This is a genomic window from Roseateles sp. P5_E4, from assembly GCF_054049255.1.
In genome coordinates this window covers 22,469-40,093 of sequence record NZ_JBFUMS010000021.1, presented here as the reverse complement: position 1 = coordinate 40,093, position 17,625 = coordinate 22,469, and the positions used below count along the sequence as shown (strand labels likewise).

Sequence of the window (17,625 nt, the reverse complement as noted above, 5' to 3'; positions counted from 1 at the left end):
CGCGCCAGCGTAACGCCCTTGCCGAGTGGTGGGGAACGGCTGGTTGTTACGCGGTGCGAGCGCGGCGACTGAACAGCATGGGCAGCGCGATCAGATACAGCACCGCGGCGATCACCCAGACGCAGCCAGGCCAGGCGCCCTGCGTCGCCGCAAAGCCGGCCGTGACCACCAGCGGCCCGCCGATGCCGATCAGGCTGGTCAGGCTGGCCAGCGTGCCCTGCAACCCGCCCTGGCGCTGCTCGTCCACCTGCCGCGCCAGCATGGCCTGCAGCGCCGGCAGGGCCAGCCCGCCGATGGCGAACAGCGGCAGCAGCGCAAACGGCATCCAGCCCGCCACCGCCACACCCATGCCGACAAAACCCAGGCCGTCCGCCGCCATGCCGGCCAGCAGCGCGCGCTTCTCGCCGAGCCTGGCCACCATCGGCCCGGTGACGAAGGCCTGCGAGATCGCGTGCAGGCCGCCATAGCAGGCCAGCGACAGGCCCGCCACCCAGGCAGTCCAGCCGTAGCGGTCCTGGCCGTAAAGGATCCACAGCGCCGCCGGCACCTGCGACACCAGCGCGACGACGGCAAAGACCCCCACCAGCGGCAGCAAGGGCCGCTTGCCCTCCAGGCGATGCAGTGCCGAGAAGGCGTTGAACTTGCTGGCGTCCAGCCGGGCCGTGCGGTTCTGGTTGGATTCGGGCAGGGCGAACCAGGCCATCCCCAGGTTCAAGGCATTCATGACGGCCGCGGCGACGAAGGGCGCTCGCAGCGACCACTCGCCTAAAGCACCACCGATCAGCGGCCCGACGACAAAGCCCAGGCCCATGGCCGCGCCCATCTGGCCATAGCGCCTGGCGCGGTCGGCCTCGGGCGTCATATCGGTGATGTAGGCCGTGCCCACGGCCATGCTGGCGCCGGTGATGCCGGACAGCACCCGCCCGACGTAGAGCCAGGCCAGGTTGGGCGCCAACGCCATCAGCACATAGTCCGCCGCGGCCCCGGCCAGCGAGGCCAGCAACACCGGCCGGCGGCCGAAACGGTCGCTCAGCGCACCCAGCACCGGGGAAAACAGGAACTGCATCGCCGCGTAGACGGCCAGCAGGGCGCCGTAGTGGTGGGTCGTGGCCTCGGCGCCGGCCAGCTCGCGCAGCAGGCCGGGCAGGATGGGGAACACCAGGCTCATGCCCACGGCGTCCAGCAGCAGCGTCATCAAGATGACGGTCAGGGCTCGATTCACGAATGCCTCTCTATCGTCGATAGAGAACATTTTGCACGAACTTCTCTATCATTGCTAGGGATGAATGCCACCGAACGCTCCAGCCGACTGAATCGCGACGACGTGCTGCGCGCCGCGCTCGCGCTGCTCAACGAAGTCGGCATCGACGCCTTGAGCACCCGCAAGCTGGCCGAACGCCTGGGCGTGCAGTCGCCGACGCTGTACTGGCACTTCAAGAGCAAGGCAGCGCTGCTGGATGCGATGTCCGAGGCCGTCGTGCTGGAGAACCACGCCCAGGCGGAGCCGGCGCCGGGCCAGCATTGGCAGGACTGGCTGATGGCCAACGGCCAGAGCTTTCGCCGCGCGCTGCTGGCCTACCGCGACGGCGCGCGCCTGCATGCCGGCACACGGCCGAGCCCCTTGCACTTCGATTCCATCGAGGCTCGCCTGCGCCTGCTGTGCGATGCCGGCTTCGAGCCGGGGCAGGCCACCCGGCTGATGATGTCGGTGGGGCGCTTCGTCGTCGGCTGGGTGCTGGAGGAGCAGTCCGCGCAAGCGCCCGATGCGCCGCCCTCGTCGATGCTGAGCGGGCCCGACGCGGCGAAATACCCGCTGCTGGCCGCAGGCTGGGCGCAGACGCTGGGCGACGATCCCGACCGCCTGTTCGACCGCTCGTTGCGCCTGCTGCTCGACGGCGCGCAGGCGCAGCTGAAGGCCTAGCGCCGGCGGTCGAACGCCATGCGCGCCGATGCTACGGCGGGGTAGTGCCGTTCGGCCCAGCGGTCCACCACCACCAGCGCCTCGCTCAGGGACCGGCCCAGTTCGGTCAACTGGTAGTCGACGTGCGGCGGCACGGTCTGATGGTCGGTGCGCTGCACCAGGCCGTGGCGCTCCAGTTCGCGCAACGTCTGCGTCAGCATCTTCTGCGAGATGCCGCCCACCTGGCGCAGCAGCTCGTTGTTGCGCAGCGGCTGCCGGGCCAGCAGCGGCACGATCAGCAGCGCCCATTTGCTGCCCACCACCTCCAGTGCGGCACGCGAGGGGCAGCTGGCGCTGAGCACATTGCCGGTTGAGGTGTCGGCCATCGTCTGGATTTCCCTGGTTACCAAAAGGTGCGTACTTCCGATTCTGTGCCTGGCCTCCCACAGTGAGCCCATTGCAACTTGGAGAGACCCCATGGCTTGGTTTCTGTTGGTGAGTGCCGGTCTGGTCGAGATCGCCATGGCCGCGGCGTTGAAGGCGTCCGACGGCTGGCGCCGGCCGCTGCCAGGCGCGGCCGGCGTGCTCGCCGCGCTGCTGTCCATCGTGCTGCTGACGCAGTCGCTCAAAAGCCTGCCGACCGGCACGGCCTATGCGGTCTGGACCGGCATCGGCGCCGTTGGCGTGGCGCTGCTGGGCGTCTGGGTGCACGGCGACAGCGCCTCGCCCGCACGGCTGGGCTGCATGGCCCTCATCGTGGCCGGCATCGCCGGCCTGCGCTGGCTGGAGGGCTGAAGATGAGCCGGCTGCTGCACATCCAGGGCTCGCCGAATCCGGCCTCCACATCGCGCGAGATCGCCGAGGCCTTCGTCGCCCGCTACCGCGCCGTCCGTGCCGACGCCCAGGTCGAGGTTGCCGACGTCTGGCAGCTCGCGCTGCCCGAATTCGACGCCGACATGATCGCGGCCAAGTTCGCCGTGCTGCGCAGCCAGCAGGCGACCCACGACCAGCGCCGCCACTGGGCGCGCGCCGTCGCGCTGGCCGAAGCCTTCAACCGGGCCGACCACTACGTCATCAACCTGCCGATGTGGAACCTGGGCCTGCCCTACCGCCTCAAGCACTACATCGACGTGGTCACGCTGCCGGGCCAGAACTGGGCCTGGCAGCGTGACACCGGCTACCGGCCGTTGCTGTCGGGCAAGCGCGCCGTGCTGGTCTACAGCAGCGCGAGCGACTATGGCAGCGAGGGCCACTCGGCCCAGGGTCACCTGGACACGCAAAAGGCAGCGATGCGCGCCTGGCTCGGCTTCCTGGACATCAAGGTGGCGCAGGAGATCGTCATCGCACCCACGCTGACCGACCCCACCTCGCTGGCCGCGCTGAAGCAGGCACGGCGCGCCCAGGCCGAAGCGGCGGCCGAGCGCATTTAGCGCTGCGGCCGCGTCGCGACGAACAGGCTGGCCAGGCACAGCACCATGCCGCCGATGGCCAGCGGCGTCGCCTGCCAGCCCTCCAGCACGGCCGACACGATCAGCGCGATGACGGGCACCAGCACGCCGATGAGCGCCGCCTGAGCGGGGCCGCGGCGCTCGGCGAGCTTGTAGTACAGCGTGAAGGCGATGACCGAGCCAAAGGCGGCCAGGTAGACGAGGCTGCCGACATAGGTCCAGGCGCCGTCGAAGGGCAGGCCGTGGCCCAGCGCCAGCGACATCCCCAGCAGGAAGGCCGCGCCATAGCCCATGCTCCAGGCCAGCACCGGCACCAGCGGCAGGCCGCGGCGCGTCAACACCAAGGTGAAGAAGCCACCGATGACCGCCACCACGACGGCGAAGAAGCTCAGGCCCAGCCCCAGGGCCGCATTCGGCCGCGCGCCGGTAGACGCGAGTTCGGGCCAGAAGATCAGCGCCACGCCCAGCACCGCGCCGCTGGACGCGACGAGGAAGCGTCGGCTCACCGGCTGGCGCCACAGCAGCCAGGCGACGAGTGCATTCATGAACACCATCAGGCAGAACAGCACCGCCACCAGCCCGCTGGGCACGAAGCGCTCGGCCTCGTAGATGGACCAGTAGTTGCCGGCGTACTGGATGACGCCAGTGCCCAACATGTAGCCGTGGGCATAACGCGGCAGCTTCAGCGAAGTGCCCTGCCAGCGCGCCAGCCCGGCGAGCATCAGCGCCGACAGCGCGAAGCGCCAGCCGACCGACGTCAGCGCCGGCACTGTCGACGCGAGCTGGTACAGGATGACGTGCCAGGTGCTGGCCCAGATCGCGACCGGGGCCAGGAAGAGGAACCAGGTGGGCAGGCGGCCGGGCTTGTCTCCCGCCGCCATCAGGCCGCGCGCTTGAAGGTCGCCAGCAGCGCACCGGCCGCGACGAACAGCGAGCCGAAGACGCGGTTCAGCACCTTGATGTGGTGCTCGCTCTTCAGCGCCGCCAGCACCCGCGCGGCCAGCACGGTGTAGCCGGCCATGACGACCAGGTCGGTGAAGGCCAGCGTGCAGCCGATGACGAGGTATTGCGGCGCCAACGCGGCATGCAGGTCGAGGAACTGCGGCACGACGGCCAGCAGGAAGACCGTGCCCTTGGGGTTGACGGCATTGATGCCCCAGCCGCGCAGCACCAGCTGGCGGCGCGTGGCCAGCACGGCGCCGTCATCCGCCGCCACCATGGGCTTGGCCGGTGCACGCCATTGCTGCACACCCAGCCAGACCAGGTAGGCCACGCCAGCCCATTTGACGAGGGCAAAACCCAGCGACGAGGCCGCGATCAGCGCGCCCAGGCCGGCGCCGACGAGGACGACCTGGGTCAGGATGCCCAGGATGAGGCCGAAGGTCATGAAATAGCCGCGCCTGAAGCCATGGCTCAGGCCCGCGCTCATCGCCGCGACAGCACCTGCGCCGGGGGACAGGCTGATCGCCCAGGATGCGGCAAAAAAGGCCAACCAGACCGAAAACTCCATGACCGGCTCCATCGAGAAACTGCAAGGCGCCGAGTGTCCCACGCCCCTGCTCAGTGGATGCCAGAGCTACTCGCTGCGCTCGGGCGGTCTGGCACCCAGGACATAACATGCCCCGATGCTCAGGGCCCTTTTCTCGCTGCCGCGCAGCGTCTGGCTGCTCGGCCTGATCAGCCTCGTCAACGACAGCGCCAGCGAGCTGGTCTACCCCCTCGTGCCCTTGTATCTGAGCGGCGTGCTGATGGCCGGCCCGCGGGTGCTGGGCCTCATCGAGGGCCTGGCCGAGGCGCTGGCCAGCCTGCTCAAGCTCTGGGCCGGCATCATGGTGGACCGCAGCGGGCGCAGCAAACCCTGGGTCATCGCCGGCTACGGCCTGGCCGGCATCGCGCGGCCGCTGATCGCCTTTGTCGCCGGCTGGCCGCTGCTGCTGGCCCTGCGCCTGACCGACCGTATCGCCAAGGCCGTGCGTGCCGCGCCGCGCGACGCGCTGCTGGCTGCCAACATAGTACCCGGCCAGCGCGGCCTGGCCTTCGGCCTGCACCGCGCCATGGACAACGCCGGCGCCGTCATCGGGCCGCTGCTGGCCTGGGCGCTGCTGAGTGCGGGCGTGCCGCTGGGCCAGGTTTTCCTGTGGGCCATCATTCCCGGCCTGCTCTGCCTGGGGCTGACGCTGGCGGTGCGGGAAGCCCCGCCACCGGCCACCGCGCCACCGCGCTTCAGCTGGACGCTGGCTGGCCTGCCCAAGCCGCTGCGGCGCTACCTCGTCGTCGTTGCGCTGTTCACGCTGGGCAACTCCAGCAACATGTTCCTGCTGCTGCGCGCCAAGGAGCTCGGCGTGGCCGAGGCCCAGGTACCGCTGCTGTGGGCCGCGGTGTCGGGCGTCGCGGCGCTGTTCGCGGTGCCGCTGGGCGGGTTGTCGGACCGCGTCGGCCGCGTTCACCTGCTGGTGGCCGGCTATGTCGCCTATGCCGCCTTCTACATCGGCATGGCAGCGTGGGCCGCGCCGGGCTGGCGGCTGTACCTGCTGTTCGGCCTCTACGGCATCTTCATGGCCGCGACGGAGGGCGTCGAGCGCGCGCTGCTGGCCGACCTGGCGCCGGCCGAACAGCGCGGCACGGCCTTCGGCTGGCTCAACCTCGTCATGGGCGCCATGCTGCTGCCGGCCTCGCTGCTGTTCGGCTGGCTGTGGGAGGGCCTGTCGGCCACCGTCGCCTTCGGCTTCTCGGCGGGGTGCGCGCTGGCGGCGGCGCTGCTGCTGACAGCCTGGGTTCGCCCCAGGGTCTGCTGACACGGCGGCAATGGGCCGCGAAGGCCGGCAGCCAGGGGCCAATCAAGGCGCAACGAGCCGCCCGCACTCATGTGCGGGCAAGCGGTGCAACGCCGAGTGGCCCCTGGCTGCCGGTCTTCCCGAAGGGTTGTGACCAGAAAGGCCGCGCGCGGCGTTGCAAATGCTCGCCGGGTGCCCAACCCGGCTCCGCTTTGCGCCTTGCTCGCGACCCTTCTGGTCACAACGCGGCCCATTGCCACCGTGTCAGCAGACCCTAAGACAATGCGCTGATGGCGACAAGCAAGAGCATCTACACCTGCACCGAATGCGGCGGCACCAACGCCAAATGGCTGGGCAAATGCCCGCACTGCGGCGCCTGGAACACGCTGACCGAGGGCATCGCCGAGCCCACCGGCGGCGTCAAGAATCGCTACCAGTCGCTGGCCAAGAGCCAGCCGGTGGCCACACTCTCCGAGATCGAGGCCAGCGACTTCGAGCGCACGCCCACGGGCCAGGAAGAGCTGGACCGGGTGCTGGGCGGCGGCATCGTGGCCGGCGGCGTCGTGCTGATCGGCGGCGATCCGGGCATCGGCAAGTCGACGCTGCTGCTGCAGGCGGTCGAGTCGCTGTCGCAAACCGTGAAAGTCCTGTACGTGACCGGCGAGGAAAGTGGCGCCCAGGTCGCGATGCGCTCGCGGCGCCTGGGCCTGTCGGGCGCCAAGGTGCGCGTGCTGGCCGAGATCAGCCTGGAGCGCATCCTCGCCACCATCGACGTCGAGGAGCCCGACTTCTGCGTCATCGACTCCATCCAGACGCTGTACTCCGAGCAACTCTCGTCCGCGCCCGGTTCGGTCGCCCAGGTGCGCGAATGCGCGGCCCAGCTCACACGCACGGCCAAGGCGCGCGGCTGTGCCATCGTGCTGGTGGGTCATGTGACCAAGGAAGGTGCGCTGGCCGGCCCGCGTGTGCTGGAGCACATCGTCGACACGGTGCTGTATTTCGAGGGCGACACGCACAGCAGCTTCCGCCTGGTGCGCGCCATCAAGAACCGCTTCGGCGCGGTCAACGAGATCGGCGTGTTCGCGATGACGGAGAAGGGGCTCAAGGGCGTCACCAACCCGAGCGCCATCTTCCTGTCCACCCACGCCGAGCCCGTGCCGGGCAGCTGCGTGCTCGTCACGCTGGAGGGCACGCGGCCGCTGCTGGTCGAGCTGCAGGCGCTGGTGGACAGCGGCGGCGTCAGCCCGCGGCGGTTGTCGGTGGGCCTGGACCGTGACCGCCTCGCGATGCTGCTGGCCGTGCTGCACCGGCATGCGGGCGTGGCCACCGGCGACCAGGACGTGTTCGTCAACGCGGTCGGCGGCGTGCGCATCAGCGAGCCGGCGGCCGACCTGGCCGTGCTGCTGGCCATCCAGAGTTCGCTGCGCGGCAAGGCCCTGCCGCGTGGCTTCATCGCCTTTGGCGAGGTCGGCCTGGCCGGCGAGGTTCGCCCCGCGCCGCGCGGCCAGGAGCGCCTGAAGGAAGCCGCCAAGCTGGGCTTCAGCGTCGCCGTCGTGCCCAAGGCGAATGCACCCAAGAAGGCCATCGAGGGGCTGACCATCCATGCTGTCGAGCGGGTGGAGCAGGCCATCGAGGTCTTGCGCGGGCTCATTTGAAACTGAGACAACAGGTTTCCATGGTGCACGCCACGCCAAAGTCTGCTTAGGATCGGGGCCTCGCACCGGAGGACCCCGTTCATGTCAGATCCCGCCAATCTCAGGCAGCACGCCCGCACCGATTTCCTGGCCGCCCAGCACGATGCCGACTCCCTGCCCGGTTGGGTCTTCAAGCCGGTGCAGTTCAGCCAGGGGCCGGCCGGCCTGGTGCTGAACATGAGCGACGGCGGCCTGCAGGTGCTGACCAGCGCGGCCGAGCCGCTGACCGAGGACAAATACGAGGTCGTGCTGCTGCTGGGCCGCGCCGACGTGGACAGCGACGATGAGCAGGTGTCCTGGTTCAACGGCGTCGTCGAGCGCAAATGGTCGCGGCCCGTGCCACGCATGGGCATCCTGCACGGCATGTGCTTCTCCGCGCGCAACTCGACGGCCGAACAGTTCCTGAACGGCCACAAGGACGCGCTGGAGTCTGGCCAGTGGGTGCGCTGCGTGCTGCTCAAAGTAACCAAGTAGGACGGATATGGAGCACTGCGGCCGCCTGCTCGACCACGTGCATCTGCGCGTGAGCGACCTGGCGGCCAGCCGGCGCTTCTACCGTGCGGCGCTGGACGCCATCGGGCGGCTCGAGGCCTTCGGCGAAGCAGAGGGCTGCTTCTACGCCGACGAGTTCTACGTCGACAAGGCCGATGGCCGCGTGTCACATGTGCATCTGGCCTTCCAGGCCCACAGCGAGGATGAGGTCCGGCGCTTCCATGCGATGACGCTGTCCGCCGGCGGCCGCGATCACGGCACCCCGGGGCCGCGCCATTACCACCCGGGCTATTACGCCGCCTTCGTGCTGGACCCCGACGGCAACAACATCGAGGCTGTCTACCATGGGCCGACGCAGCGCTCGGCCGACAGCGTCGAGGTGACCCGCCTGCCGCTAGCGGCCTGACGGCGTGGCAGGATGTGCGCCATGAGCGCACTGCCCGAGCCCCCCTACTACGCCGTCATCTTCACCAGCCAGCGCACGCCCGTTGACGGCGGCTATGGCGACATGGCTGACCGCATGGTGGCCCTGGCTTCCGAGCAGCCGGGTTATCTGGGCGTGGAGAGCACCCGCGGCGAGGATGGCCTGGGCATCACGGTCTCCTACTGGCGCAGCCCCGAGGACATTGCCGCCTGGCGCCGCAACGCCGAGCACAAGATCGCGCGCGACACCGGCCGCAGCGATTGGTACCAGCACTACACGCTGCGCGTGGCCAAGGTCGAGCGCGCCTATGCCTGGCAACGCGACGATGGGCTGAAGGACCCGCAAGCATGAATCCGTGGATCGGTGTTGGCCTGGCGCTGGTGGCCCTCATTGGTGGCGGTGCGCTGCTCGGCTGGCAGGGCGTCATCTTCGCGACGACGGGCATCGTCTTCTGGCTGCTGCTGCAGATCTCGCGGCTGATGCGGGTCATGAAGGTGGCCGGCGCGGCCCCGCTGGGCTCGGTCAACAACGCCGTCATGTTGAACAGCAAACTGCATGCCGGCATGAAGCTGGTGGACCTGATCGGCCTGGCCGGCAGCTTGGGGCAAAAGCAGGCGCCGGAGACCTTTGTCTGGCGCGACGCCGGCGGCGACGCCGTCGAAGTCAAGCTGGTGAAAGGCAAGCTCGTCGAGTGGCGGCTGATCCGCGCAGCCCAAGCTTCGTAAAATCGCCCGCTTTCACCCCGCACGCACTGGAGTAACGATGGTTCCCGCCCCCCTGCATGACCGCGACGGCAAGATCTGGATGGACGGCGAGCTCGTCGACTGGCGCGACGCCAAGATCCACGTGCTGACCCACACCCTGCATTACGGCTGCGGCGCCTTCGAGGGCGTGCGCGCCTATGACACGGTCAACGGCACCGCCATCTTCCGCCTGCAGGAGCACACCCAGCGCCTGTTCAACAGCGGCAAGATCCTGCGCATGAAGATCCCCTTCTCGATGGAGCAGGTCAACGAGGCCCAGCGCGCCGTCGTCAAGGCCAACGGCCTGAAGAGCGCCTACATCCGCCCGCTGATCTGGATCGGCTCCGAGAAGCTGGGCGTCAGCCCCAAGGGCAACCAGGTGCACCTGATGGTGGCCGCCTGGAGCTGGGGCGCCTACCTCGGCGAGGAAGGCATGAAGCGCGGCATTCGCGTCAAGACCAGCTCCTACACGCGCCACCACGTCAACATCACGATGACGCAGGCCAAGACGGTGTCCAACTACACCAACTCCATCCTGGCCAACATGGAAGCCACCGACGACGGCTACGACGAGGCCCTGCTGCTGGACGCCTCGGGCTTCGTGTCCGAAGGCGCTGGCGAGAACTTGTTCGTCATCAAGGGCGGCGTCGTCTACACGCCCGACCTGTCGGCCGGCGCGCTCAACGGCATCACCCGCAACACCATCTTTGCGATCTGCCAGGACCTGGGCCTGAAGCTGGTCGAGAAGCGCATCACCCGCGACGAGGTCTATATCTGCGACGAGGCCTTCTTCACCGGCACCGCCGCTGAAGTGACGCCCATCCGTGAGCTGGACCGTGTCGAGATTGGTTCGGGGTCGCGGGGTCCCATCACCGAAAAGATCCAGTCGGCCTTCTTCGACATCGTCAACGGCCGCAACCCCAAGTACGCCGAGTGGCTGACCGCGGTCTGAGAGCAAACAACATGAGCACCACCACCACGCCCGCCGCCACCGTCGAAGTGACGGCCAAGGACTGCAACGACAACGGCACGGTCTTCTGCCCCAACCCCAAGATGCCGCTGTGGAGCGCGCATCCCAAGGTCTTCATCGACCTGACCCATGGCGGCCAGGGCCAGTGCCCGTACTGCGGCACGGCCTACAAGCTGAAAGCCGGCGAAGTCGTCGGCGGACACCACTGAACTAGCGCATCAGCGCGGCGGTCTTGCGGCCGCCGCGGCGCTGGGTGTCCAGGTCGGCCTCCAGCGCCCGCTCGATGGCCGACAGCGGCCTCACCATCCCAACAGCCAGGGCGCCCTGATCGAGGTTCTGGCCCCAGGTCAGCCCGGCGCGCAACTGAACCGGCGCAGCCAGGCCGTTGGTGAAGCCGGCCGGCAGCCAGGGCATGGTCTGGGACAGCACCAGCGCCACGCGCGACTTGATGGCGGCATCACCCACGCGGCCGCGCTGGCCCCAGGTCACGACCTGGTCTGCGCTCGCCCCGCTCAGGAATTGCGGCGTGACCGCGACATCGCGCAGCACGCCGTGGCGCAGCTGCATCAGCGCCTCCTCGGCCAGCATCGCCGCATCCTCGCGCGGCACGCTCTGGCCGCTGGGCCAGGAATAGCTGTAGTCGTCGGTGACGCGGTCACTGCTGAAGAAACGCACGATGTCGGCCGGCTGGTAGGCGCGCTGCACCGCCGTGGACGCCACGCCGAAGAACTGCACGCGGCCCAGGTCGACCATCTCCTGTGAATAGAACGGCAGTTGCGTGCGCAGCTGTTCGGACGCAGTGTTGGCGGGAATGGCCTCGTAGACGCGCAAGCCGCTGTTGAGCAGCAGGTGCACGCGGGGCGGCAGGAAGTCGTTGGCGTGCGTCAGCTCGTGGTACAGCAGGCGGCCGAGTGCCGGGATCAGCGCGGCGCTGTCGCGTGAGTCGCGCGCCAGCACGGAGGGGCGCCCACCGGCCGACTGATTGCCCTGCACATAGCGCCACAGCATCGCGTAGGCGAGGTCTAGCCCATAGTCACTGCGCGGGTCGGGCGCTTCGCTGACGCTGTCGCGCTCGGCAGGCGTCTGCCAGAGGTAGTCGGCATCGAGATAGATGGCGCCGGTGGCGCTCCAGTAGAAGGCCGGCCGCACCCGGCCGCCGATGACGATGGCCGTGGTGGCGTTGAGCAGCCGGCGGAAGTCGCCATTCACGTCCTGCTCGCGCAGGAAGGCCTCGAAGCGCTGGCCCATCCAGTCGTTGGACACCAGCACGCGCGCCATCACCTGCTCCACGGTGGGCAGCTCGCCGCGCGTCTCGGTGCCGAGCAGCGGCAGGCGGCCCAGCGTGCAGAGCGTGGCATTGGTCAGGGCGGGCGTGTAGATGCAGCCGCGCAATTCGGCCGCGTGTGCGCCGCCGGCCACATAGGGGTAGGCGCGCGAGGACAGGTTGCCAGCGCCGAAAAGCGGCGACGCCACAGCGGGCGGTGAGGCCTGCACGAGCAGGCTGAAATCCTGGCTGAGGCTGCGCCCATCGGCCAGCGTAGCCTCGGCGCGCAGGCGCAGCAGGCTGTCTTCGGCCACCGCAGGCGCGGTAAAGATGACGCGCCATTGGCTTGCATCGCCCAGGTTCACGTCCGGGCCGTCGACGCGGCTCCAGCGCACGCGCGCCAGCGGGTAGTCGGCCACGGCCAGCCCCTCGACCCAGGCGCGCAACGACGTCTGGCCGCCCGCCAACACCGACGGTTCGCCGCGGATCACCATCGGCGTCGCGTCGGGTGCCGTGGCGTTGAGCTCGGCTTGGCCGCTGTAGCTCGCCCCCTTGGCGTCGGTGAAGTCCACACTGAACGTGAAACGGCCCGCCGCAGCCGGTGCGACGCTGAGGGCCTGCGAACGCGCCGAACCGAGGGCCTGCGCGGCGCCATCGGTCTGGCGCCACTGCACCGTGTCCAGCCGCGAGCCGGGGCAGGCAAGCACCGCCAGCTCCTGGTTGTGCCCCGCACCGGCTGCGGCGGGCAGAGCCAGGCGCGCGACGGAGCCGCTCAGGCATTGGGCCCCGAGGGGGGGCACGGTGACCGGCCCGGGCGCTGGCGCGGCATCACCGCCACCGCCACCGCAGGCCACCAGCAACAGACAAAGGAACAGGGACGCAACGGCTTTCAGCGAAAACATCGGTTGGGATCAGGCAGCGGTTGGGGCGGGGTCAATGTAGCGCCGTCCGACTTCCTACAATCGCGCCATGCCCCGCTCCGCCGCCCAGACCGCCGCCCTGCTTGCCTCGCCCGACGACACCGAGGCCCAGTTCTACGAGGCGCTGCAGCACGCCGACCTGGATCACCTGATGGCCCTGTGGGCCGATGACGAGGAAGTGGCCTGCGTCCACCCGGGCGGCCCGCGCATCGTCGGCCTGCCTGCCATTCGCGCCGCCTTCGAAGCGGTGTTCCAACGTGGCGCGGTCAGCGTCCACCCCGAGCGCGTGCGCCGCCTGCACAGCGGCGATTGCGCCATCCACCATGTGCTGGAGCGCGTGCAGTTGCATGGCGAGGCCCAGCAGGCTTGGGTCATCGCGACCAATGTCTATCTGAAGACGGCGCTCGGCTGGCGCCTGGTGCTGCACCACGCCAGCCCCGGCAATGCGGGCGATGTCCAGGAGCTCGTCGCCGACGCCGGCACGCTTCACTAGGAGTCGGCGCATGCAGTACCGCGCCCCCCGCTGGCTGCCCGGCGGCCACGCCCAGACCATCTGGCCCGCCCTCTTCAGCCGCCAACACGACGGCCCGCCGCCGAACTGGACGCGCGAGCGCTGGGACACACCGGACGGCGACTTCATCGATGTCGACTTCCTGGCTGGTGGTGAGCCGCCCGCACGCGAGTACGCGTCCGGCCCCCCGGGGGGGCCAAGTCGGTCTTGGGAGCGGCCCGGCGACCGACTTGGGCGCCCGCCGGAGACGCCGCTGCTGGTGTTGTTCCACGGCCTGGAGGGCGACCGCACCAGCCACTCCAGCGTCGCCTTCGCCAGCGTCGCCCGCGCACGCGGTTGGGCCATGGCCCTGCCCCACTTCCGCGGCTGCTCCGGTGAACTGAACCGCGGCCCGCGCGCCTACCACTCGGGCGACTTCGAGGAGGTCGGCTGGATATTGCAGCGCCTGCGCGAGCGCCATGGCAGCAAGCTCCTCGTCGCGGGCGTGTCCCTGGGCGGCAATGCACTGATGCGCTGGGCCGAGGAAGCCGGCCACAGCGCCGCCCAGATCGCCCAGGCGGTCTGCTCGATCTGCTCGCCCATCGACCTCGCCGCCGCTGGCGCGGCCATCGACCGCGGCTTCAACAGGCAGGTCTATGCGCGCCGCTTCCTGCGCACCATGATTCCCAAGGCCCTGCGCAAGCTGCAGCAGCATCCGGGCCTGTTCGATGGCGAGCGGCTCAGGCGCGCGTCGACCATCTACGAGTTCGACAACCTGTTCACCGCGCCGCTGCACGGCTTCAGGAACACCGAGGACTACTGGACCCGCGCGGCCGCCAAACCGCACCTGCACCGCATCCGCATCCCGGCCCTGGTGCTGAACGCCCGCAACGACCCTTTCGTGCCCGGGGGCAGCCTGCCACACGCCGCCGAGGTGGGTGCCCATGTGACACTCTGGCAGCCTGGCCACGGCGGCCATGTCGGCTTCCCCGCCGGCCGCCTGCCGGGCCATCTGCTGACCATGCCGGAGCAGGTCTGCGACTGGCTCTGGAAGCAACGCTGAAGGAGGTCTTGCATGGACCCCATCGTCGAAGCGGCCCTCAAGAAGTGGCCCAACGTCCCGCACTGCTACGGCTGGCTGGCGCTGGACGCCCGTGGTGATTGGTATATGCGCGACGAACGCATCCAGCACGCCGGCCCCTTCCCCGAGGTCAAAGGCAGCCGCATCAACCACGACAAGCTGCGTGCCTTCATCGAGCGCAACTACGCGGCCGACGCGGCTGGCTGCTGGTTCTTCCAGAACGGGCCGCAGCGGGTCTATGTGGAGCTGGAGTCGACGCCCTGGGTTTGGCGCCTGCAGCCTGATGGCCGCGTGCTGAGCCACACCGGCATCGAAGCCGCCGCGGAGTCCAGCTGGCTGGACGAAGCCGGGCGGCTCTACCTGCTCACCAACCTCGGCCTGGGCCTGGTGCACACGGCCGACATGGGCCTGGCGGCCGACGCCGTCGAGCAGGGGCGCTGGACGCCACAGCAGTTCCTGTCGGGTGAGCTGCCGGAGCGCTTCGGCTTCGTGCGCCGCCCTGGCGCCTGAGCCAGAAACGACGAGGGCTGCCGAAGCAGCCCTTGGCGGGATTCAAGCCGAAGCTTTACTGCGCGGCCGAAGCAGCCGGCGCGGCCATCTTGGGCTCGTCGAACTTGGCGCCACCCTGGTTGGCCATGTAGACGACGGCACGGGAGACTTCGAAGTCGCTGAAGTCGCCGCCGCCCTGCGGGCCCATATTGCCCTTGCCCTTGAGCGCCGAATGCACCAGCGTGTCGAAGCCACTCTTGATGCGCGGGCCCCAGGCCGACGCGTCGCCCAGCTTGGGTGCGCCGGCGGCGCCGGTGGCGTGGCAGGCCGAGCACTGGGCCTGGAAGACCTGCTCGCCCGTCTTCATGGTGGCGGCGTCGTTGACGTCCTTGACCTCGACGTGCGCGACCGGCGCAATGCGCGCTGCAATGGCCTGGGCCTCGAAGGCAGCCGTGCCGGCCGCCGGCTTGGTGTCAGTGGTGACGTAATTGGCCAGCAGGATGATGACGATGACCGGCACCACGAAGGCGAACAGCACGGCCCAGGCGAGCTGCTTGGGGGTCTTGATCGGCCCGGTGTGGGCGTCGTCGTGGTCGTGATCGTGGCTGGCGCTCATGAATTCCTCTTGTCGATCTTCGTCGGTCGGGTCTCGCTTCATGCCGGGCTGGGTGCGCGACACGAAAAACCGCCGAATTATAGGCAGGCCCCGACACTGCCCCGGGGCCCTGGTACCCCGCTGCTAGAATGCACGGCTTCGCGCCCGTAGCTCAATGGATAGAGTACTGCCCTCCGAAGGCAGGGGTTGTTGGTTCGATCCCAACCGGGCGCACCAGATGAATCAAGCACTTAGCTTCGCGGCTAGGTGCTTTTTCTTTGGTGGTACCTTACGAGTACCCTAAACCGGGTGGCAACGTGAGCCACCGGTGCATCCCTTGCGTGGACGTGCTGCTGGAATAGGACGTCAGTTCAATTGACGACCTTGCCTTCCCAGTCTGTTGGGTCTATGCCCAACTGGTGCTGTAGCGAGGCGAGTGTGTAGAACCGGGGGGTCACTTGACCGATCTCCCAGCAGACATGCTGTATGGCTTCTCTGTGGGCGACCGGTATGACGCCGCTCGCGAATACGGCCACGAAGATGAACTGCGGAGTACCCCATTGGTATTGCGCCGCGTCATGCTTGAGGCGCCGCAATGTCTCAAGGACTCGCGCTGCGGATTCACGAACACCTGCGCTCTTCCCGAAGTACGTCACCTCCACTATGTGTACCTGCCCGTTGGCCTCGAAGACGCCATCAAAGCCTCCGTCGCGGCCCCCTGTAACTTGCCGCTGTAGCGGCGCATTGAATTCGGCCTGCAACGCGCGAAGCGCTAGATCCACGGCCAAGAATGTCGTCGCCCGAGCATGACTTGATGCTATGCGCGCGATAGTCTGCTGGGCATCTTGAAGCTGGGAGGTGATGGCGTCGAGTTGGGCTGGCGTCTGCTTTGCGACCTCAGCCAAGACACTCTTGGCTTGACCTGCAGCGGGCTCGGGATTTGCAGTGTCAGCCGGCGCCGCCAACTCCGCCTGTGCCTTCTCCGCCTGAAGGCCCACCGGTTGCGGCTTGAGGTCCTTAATGGAGAACGGGCCTGCCGCAACTTCGCTGCCATCCTCTATCCGCTGACCGAGCGCGGTCAGGATGTGGTGGAGTGGCTTACGCGCCCAGATGACGATGCCGCTTATGAGCGTGACCCACAGGATGGTTTGCGCAAGTGCTATCCAGTGTTCCATTTCATGTCCTCCTTTGCGCTACGCCGACTTGCATCCCTGGCCGTGGGCTGCTATAAAAATAAGCAGATCGGTCGGAAGCGCGCGACGCGTAACCCAGTAGATCGACACAAGGCCCCGCCGTGCGGCTCCCTTCGACGTAACCGATTCTTTGTGCCCGAAGTATTGCGCATGGCGCATGGTCAACACAGTGGCGGACCGCATCGCGCCAGTCATCGCGCAGCCAGCATCGGTACTGTGCCGGCGCGGGTCTAGGCCCGTGGGCGGCGTTGTTCAGTTGTATGTCTGAGCGCTAAGCTCGTCGGTCCAAGGGAGATGTCAATGAGCGATGAGAACGTTGAAAGCGCCAAAGCCGTACAGGAGGTCGCGAAGACCGCCGGCCAGGCCCTCAAGGTCATGGAGAAGTCCGGGGGCTTCATAGCGAAGCACATCGACGCTCCCATCGAGCACGCAATGGAAATGTTGGCTGACCACCTCAAGTTCACGAGAGCGGTGCGGCAAGCCCGACTGTTCAAGAGATTTCAGGAAGAGTTGCATTCCTTGGGTCCAGATGTGCGGCCCAAGCCTCTGCCGCTCGGTTTCGCGGTCGATGCAATCGAGCAGGGCTCCATCGAAGAGGTCGACGAGTTGCAGGACCTGTGGGCGCGACTGCTAGCGAACGCCGCAGATGCGGACAAGGATGTTGAGCCGCGGCGGGCCTACGTGTCTATGTTGAAGGACTTCACGCCCTTGGATGCCCGCATATTCCAGATGATCTACGGCCTCACACCGTCGCTCGGCCAGTTCATATTCACTGGTGATTTGCCCGATGGGGCGTCTACCGGTGCCGAGGACAATGCTGCCACCCGGCGCGAACCGCCCGACGCGGTGAAGTCGTCGCTTTCAAACCTTGTTCGGCTAGGCCTCCTGAACTTCGCCCAGACCGTCAAGGGCGACGAGCTACACGCCATCGTTCTTCAGACCTTCGCTGGCCGCGATTTGATGCGCGCGCTGAGCCGGCGTCGCTGCTAGTGCCGCTGTAGCTCAGGCACTTCGGACTGGGCGGCCGGTGCACTGTTGCCGGCGGGACCATACGCACCTCTTCCCTGCCTGTCGATTAGCGGCGATTGCCTGTGCGGCGGGCATTCCCACTGGTTCGATTTGGGTATGCCTCAGCGATACCGGCCTGC

General features: G+C 68.2%; 22 protein-coding genes and 1 tRNA gene. 16 read left to right on the top strand and 7 right to left on the bottom strand.

The genetic code is table 11. The features are described from left to right. Window positions 1-46: 46 nt before the first annotated feature. Window positions 47-1,252 (bottom strand): Tet(A)/Tet(B)/Tet(C) family tetracycline efflux MFS transporter, encoded by a 1,206-nt coding sequence (gene tet / locus ACXJLH_RS28160; protein WP_457447718.1) that lies wholly within the window; start codon window positions 1,250-1,252, stop codon window positions 47-49. Between the two features lie 30 nt (window positions 1,253-1,282). Here tet and tetR point away from each other — a divergent pair, with 30 nt between their 5' ends. Next, window positions 1,283-1,921, top strand: a complete 639-nt coding sequence (gene tetR / locus ACXJLH_RS28155; RefSeq protein WP_457447717.1) for a tetracycline resistance transcriptional repressor TetR — start codon at window positions 1,283-1,285, stop codon at window positions 1,919-1,921. Here tetR and ACXJLH_RS28150 read toward each other — a convergent pair. Beyond that, the gene (locus tag ACXJLH_RS28150) at window positions 1,918-2,286 is read right to left on the bottom strand and encodes a winged helix-turn-helix transcriptional regulator (protein ID WP_457324114.1); all 369 of its coding nucleotides are present in this window, start codon (window positions 2,284-2,286) and stop codon (window positions 1,918-1,920) included. The two genes, tetR and ACXJLH_RS28150, sit on opposite strands and share 4 nt — an antisense overlap. A 91-nt stretch (window positions 2,287-2,377) precedes the next feature. On the opposite strand from ACXJLH_RS28150, the gene ACXJLH_RS28145 reads away from it, so the two are divergent. Continuing rightward, a complete protein-coding gene (locus ACXJLH_RS28145; RefSeq protein ID WP_056191993.1) occupies window positions 2,378-2,695 on the top strand; it encodes a DMT family transporter in 318 nt (105 codons plus the stop codon). Between the two features lie 2 nt (window positions 2,696-2,697). After that, window positions 2,698-3,330, top strand: coding sequence for an FMN-dependent NADH-azoreductase (locus ACXJLH_RS28140; RefSeq protein ID WP_457447715.1), 633 nt, complete (start codon window positions 2,698-2,700; stop codon window positions 3,328-3,330). On the opposite strand, the gene ACXJLH_RS28135 is transcribed toward ACXJLH_RS28140, so the two are convergent. Then, window positions 3,327-4,229, bottom strand: a complete 903-nt coding sequence (locus ACXJLH_RS28135) for a DMT family transporter (protein WP_457324116.1) — start codon at window positions 4,227-4,229, stop codon at window positions 3,327-3,329. The genes ACXJLH_RS28140 and ACXJLH_RS28135 overlap by 4 nt on opposite strands. Beyond that, on the bottom strand, window positions 4,229-4,858 hold the full coding sequence (locus ACXJLH_RS28130) for a LysE family transporter (RefSeq protein ID WP_056192635.1): 630 nt from the start codon (window positions 4,856-4,858) through the stop codon (window positions 4,229-4,231). Before ACXJLH_RS28130 ends, ACXJLH_RS28135 begins: the two co-directional genes overlap by 1 nt. Before the next feature lie 115 nt (window positions 4,859-4,973). On the opposite strand from ACXJLH_RS28130, the gene ACXJLH_RS28125 reads away from it, so the two are divergent. The 8 genes from ACXJLH_RS28125 (at window position 4,974) to ACXJLH_RS28090 (ending at window position 10,654) form a co-directional block, all read left to right on the top strand. Then, window positions 4,974-6,143 (top strand): MFS transporter, encoded by a 1,170-nt coding sequence (locus ACXJLH_RS28125; RefSeq protein ID WP_457447713.1) that lies wholly within the window; start codon window positions 4,974-4,976, stop codon window positions 6,141-6,143. A gap of 269 nt (window positions 6,144-6,412) precedes the next feature. Further along, window positions 6,413-7,777 carry a DNA repair protein RadA gene (gene radA / locus ACXJLH_RS28120; RefSeq protein ID WP_056191984.1) on the top strand — a complete coding sequence of 455 codons (1,365 nt, stop codon included), beginning with the start codon at window positions 6,413-6,415 and terminating at the stop codon, window positions 7,775-7,777. An 81-nt stretch (window positions 7,778-7,858) separates the two neighbouring features. After that, complete coding sequence (locus ACXJLH_RS28115) at window positions 7,859-8,290, top strand: hypothetical protein (RefSeq protein ID WP_457447712.1); 432 nt, start codon at window positions 7,859-7,861, stop codon at window positions 8,288-8,290. Window positions 8,291-8,297: 7 nt separating this feature from the next. Further along, a complete protein-coding gene (locus ACXJLH_RS28110) occupies window positions 8,298-8,714 on the top strand; it encodes a VOC family protein (protein ID WP_056191978.1) in 417 nt (138 codons plus the stop codon). Between the two features lie 21 nt (window positions 8,715-8,735). After that, a complete protein-coding gene (locus ACXJLH_RS28105; RefSeq protein ID WP_082532416.1) occupies window positions 8,736-9,083 on the top strand; it encodes an antibiotic biosynthesis monooxygenase family protein in 348 nt (115 codons plus the stop codon). After that, entirely contained in the window at window positions 9,080-9,457 is a 378-nt protein-coding gene (locus ACXJLH_RS28100) for a hypothetical protein (protein ID WP_457320573.1), read from the top strand. Before ACXJLH_RS28105 ends, ACXJLH_RS28100 begins: the two co-directional genes overlap by 4 nt. A gap of 37 nt (window positions 9,458-9,494) precedes the next feature. Continuing rightward, window positions 9,495-10,427, top strand: coding sequence for a branched-chain amino acid transaminase (locus ACXJLH_RS28095; protein ID WP_457447709.1), 933 nt, complete (start codon window positions 9,495-9,497; stop codon window positions 10,425-10,427). An 11-nt stretch (window positions 10,428-10,438) separates the two neighbouring features. After that, window positions 10,439-10,654 (top strand): zinc-finger domain-containing protein, encoded by a 216-nt coding sequence (locus ACXJLH_RS28090; RefSeq protein ID WP_457447707.1) that lies wholly within the window; start codon window positions 10,439-10,441, stop codon window positions 10,652-10,654. Window position 10,655: 1 nt separating this feature from the next. Here the strand turns inward: ACXJLH_RS28090 and ACXJLH_RS28085 are convergent, their stop codons facing one another. Next, window positions 10,656-12,611, bottom strand: coding sequence for a hypothetical protein (locus ACXJLH_RS28085; protein WP_457447705.1), 1,956 nt, complete (start codon window positions 12,609-12,611; stop codon window positions 10,656-10,658). 67 nt (window positions 12,612-12,678) lie between these two features. Here ACXJLH_RS28085 and ACXJLH_RS28080 point away from each other — a divergent pair, with 67 nt between their 5' ends. From ACXJLH_RS28080 to ACXJLH_RS28070, 3 genes are read left to right on the top strand one after another with little or no spacing between them, the layout of a single operon-like run. Beyond that, window positions 12,679-13,122, top strand: coding sequence for a YybH family protein (locus ACXJLH_RS28080; protein ID WP_056191962.1), 444 nt, complete (start codon window positions 12,679-12,681; stop codon window positions 13,120-13,122). Window positions 13,123-13,132: 10 nt separating this feature from the next. Further along, a complete protein-coding gene (locus tag ACXJLH_RS28075) occupies window positions 13,133-14,182 on the top strand; it encodes a YheT family hydrolase (RefSeq protein WP_457447704.1) in 1,050 nt (349 codons plus the stop codon). A 12-nt stretch (window positions 14,183-14,194) separates the two neighbouring features. Continuing rightward, window positions 14,195-14,710, top strand: a complete 516-nt coding sequence (locus ACXJLH_RS28070; protein ID WP_457447703.1) for a DUF2946 family protein — start codon at window positions 14,195-14,197, stop codon at window positions 14,708-14,710. Between the two features lie 55 nt (window positions 14,711-14,765). On the opposite strand, the gene ACXJLH_RS28065 is transcribed toward ACXJLH_RS28070, so the two are convergent. Further along, window positions 14,766-15,305: a c-type cytochrome gene (locus ACXJLH_RS28065; protein WP_056192630.1), complete on the bottom strand. Its 540-nt coding sequence runs from the start codon at window positions 15,303-15,305 to the stop codon at window positions 14,766-14,768. Window positions 15,306-15,445: 140 nt separating this feature from the next. On the opposite strand from ACXJLH_RS28065, the gene ACXJLH_RS28060 reads away from it, so the two are divergent. Beyond that, a tRNA-Arg gene (locus ACXJLH_RS28060) sits at window positions 15,446-15,521 on the top strand. Between the two features lie 134 nt (window positions 15,522-15,655). Here ACXJLH_RS28060 and ACXJLH_RS28055 read toward each other — a convergent pair. After that, window positions 15,656-16,459, bottom strand: coding sequence for a hypothetical protein (locus ACXJLH_RS28055; RefSeq protein ID WP_457447701.1), 804 nt, complete (start codon window positions 16,457-16,459; stop codon window positions 15,656-15,658). 318 nt (window positions 16,460-16,777) lie between these two features. Here ACXJLH_RS28055 and ACXJLH_RS28050 point away from each other — a divergent pair, with 318 nt between their 5' ends. Further along, window positions 16,778-17,467: an Abi-alpha family protein gene (locus ACXJLH_RS28050; protein ID WP_457447699.1), complete on the top strand. Its 690-nt coding sequence runs from the start codon at window positions 16,778-16,780 to the stop codon at window positions 17,465-17,467. The last annotated feature ends 158 nt before the right edge of the window (window positions 17,468-17,625 follow it).

Bases quoted from the DNA above. Each gene is read 5' to 3' on its own strand.
- ACXJLH_RS28110 (WP_056191978.1), top strand. From the start codon at position 8,298: ATGGAGCACTGCGGCCGCCTGCTCGACCACGTGCATCTGCGCGTGAGC.
- tet (WP_457447718.1), bottom strand. From the start codon at position 1,252: ATGTTCTCTATCGACGATAGAGAGGCATTCGTGAATCGAGCCCTGACC.
- ACXJLH_RS28065 (WP_056192630.1), bottom strand. From the start codon at position 15,305: ATGAGCGCCAGCCACGATCACGACCACGACGACGCCCACACCGGGCCG.
- ACXJLH_RS28085 (WP_457447705.1), bottom strand. From the start codon at position 12,611: ATGTTTTCGCTGAAAGCCGTTGCGTCCCTGTTCCTTTGTCTGTTGCTG.
- ACXJLH_RS28145 (WP_056191993.1), top strand. From the start codon at position 2,378: ATGGCTTGGTTTCTGTTGGTGAGTGCCGGTCTGGTCGAGATCGCCATG.
- ACXJLH_RS28095 (WP_457447709.1), top strand. From the start codon at position 9,495: ATGGTTCCCGCCCCCCTGCATGACCGCGACGGCAAGATCTGGATGGAC.
- ACXJLH_RS28100 (WP_457320573.1), top strand. From the start codon at position 9,080: ATGAATCCGTGGATCGGTGTTGGCCTGGCGCTGGTGGCCCTCATTGGT.
- ACXJLH_RS28090 (WP_457447707.1), top strand. From the start codon at position 10,439: ATGAGCACCACCACCACGCCCGCCGCCACCGTCGAAGTGACGGCCAAG.
- ACXJLH_RS28140 (WP_457447715.1), top strand. From the start codon at position 2,698: ATGAGCCGGCTGCTGCACATCCAGGGCTCGCCGAATCCGGCCTCCACA.
- ACXJLH_RS28075 (WP_457447704.1), top strand. From the start codon at position 13,133: ATGCAGTACCGCGCCCCCCGCTGGCTGCCCGGCGGCCACGCCCAGACC.
- ACXJLH_RS28125 (WP_457447713.1), top strand. From the start codon at position 4,974: ATGCTCAGGGCCCTTTTCTCGCTGCCGCGCAGCGTCTGGCTGCTCGGC.
- ACXJLH_RS28080 (WP_056191962.1), top strand. From the start codon at position 12,679: ATGCCCCGCTCCGCCGCCCAGACCGCCGCCCTGCTTGCCTCGCCCGAC.
- tetR (WP_457447717.1), top strand. From the start codon at position 1,283: ATGAATGCCACCGAACGCTCCAGCCGACTGAATCGCGACGACGTGCTG.
- ACXJLH_RS28135 (WP_457324116.1), bottom strand. From the start codon at position 4,229: ATGGCGGCGGGAGACAAGCCCGGCCGCCTGCCCACCTGGTTCCTCTTC.
- ACXJLH_RS28055 (WP_457447701.1), bottom strand. From the start codon at position 16,459: ATGGAACACTGGATAGCACTTGCGCAAACCATCCTGTGGGTCACGCTC.
- ACXJLH_RS28130 (WP_056192635.1), bottom strand. From the start codon at position 4,858: ATGGAGTTTTCGGTCTGGTTGGCCTTTTTTGCCGCATCCTGGGCGATC.
- ACXJLH_RS28050 (WP_457447699.1), top strand. From the start codon at position 16,778: ATGAGCGATGAGAACGTTGAAAGCGCCAAAGCCGTACAGGAGGTCGCG.
- ACXJLH_RS28105 (WP_082532416.1), top strand. From the start codon at position 8,736: ATGAGCGCACTGCCCGAGCCCCCCTACTACGCCGTCATCTTCACCAGC.
- ACXJLH_RS28070 (WP_457447703.1), top strand. From the start codon at position 14,195: ATGGACCCCATCGTCGAAGCGGCCCTCAAGAAGTGGCCCAACGTCCCG.
- ACXJLH_RS28115 (WP_457447712.1), top strand. From the start codon at position 7,859: ATGTCAGATCCCGCCAATCTCAGGCAGCACGCCCGCACCGATTTCCTG.
- ACXJLH_RS28150 (WP_457324114.1), bottom strand. From the start codon at position 2,286: ATGGCCGACACCTCAACCGGCAATGTGCTCAGCGCCAGCTGCCCCTCG.
- radA (WP_056191984.1), top strand. From the start codon at position 6,413: ATGGCGACAAGCAAGAGCATCTACACCTGCACCGAATGCGGCGGCACC.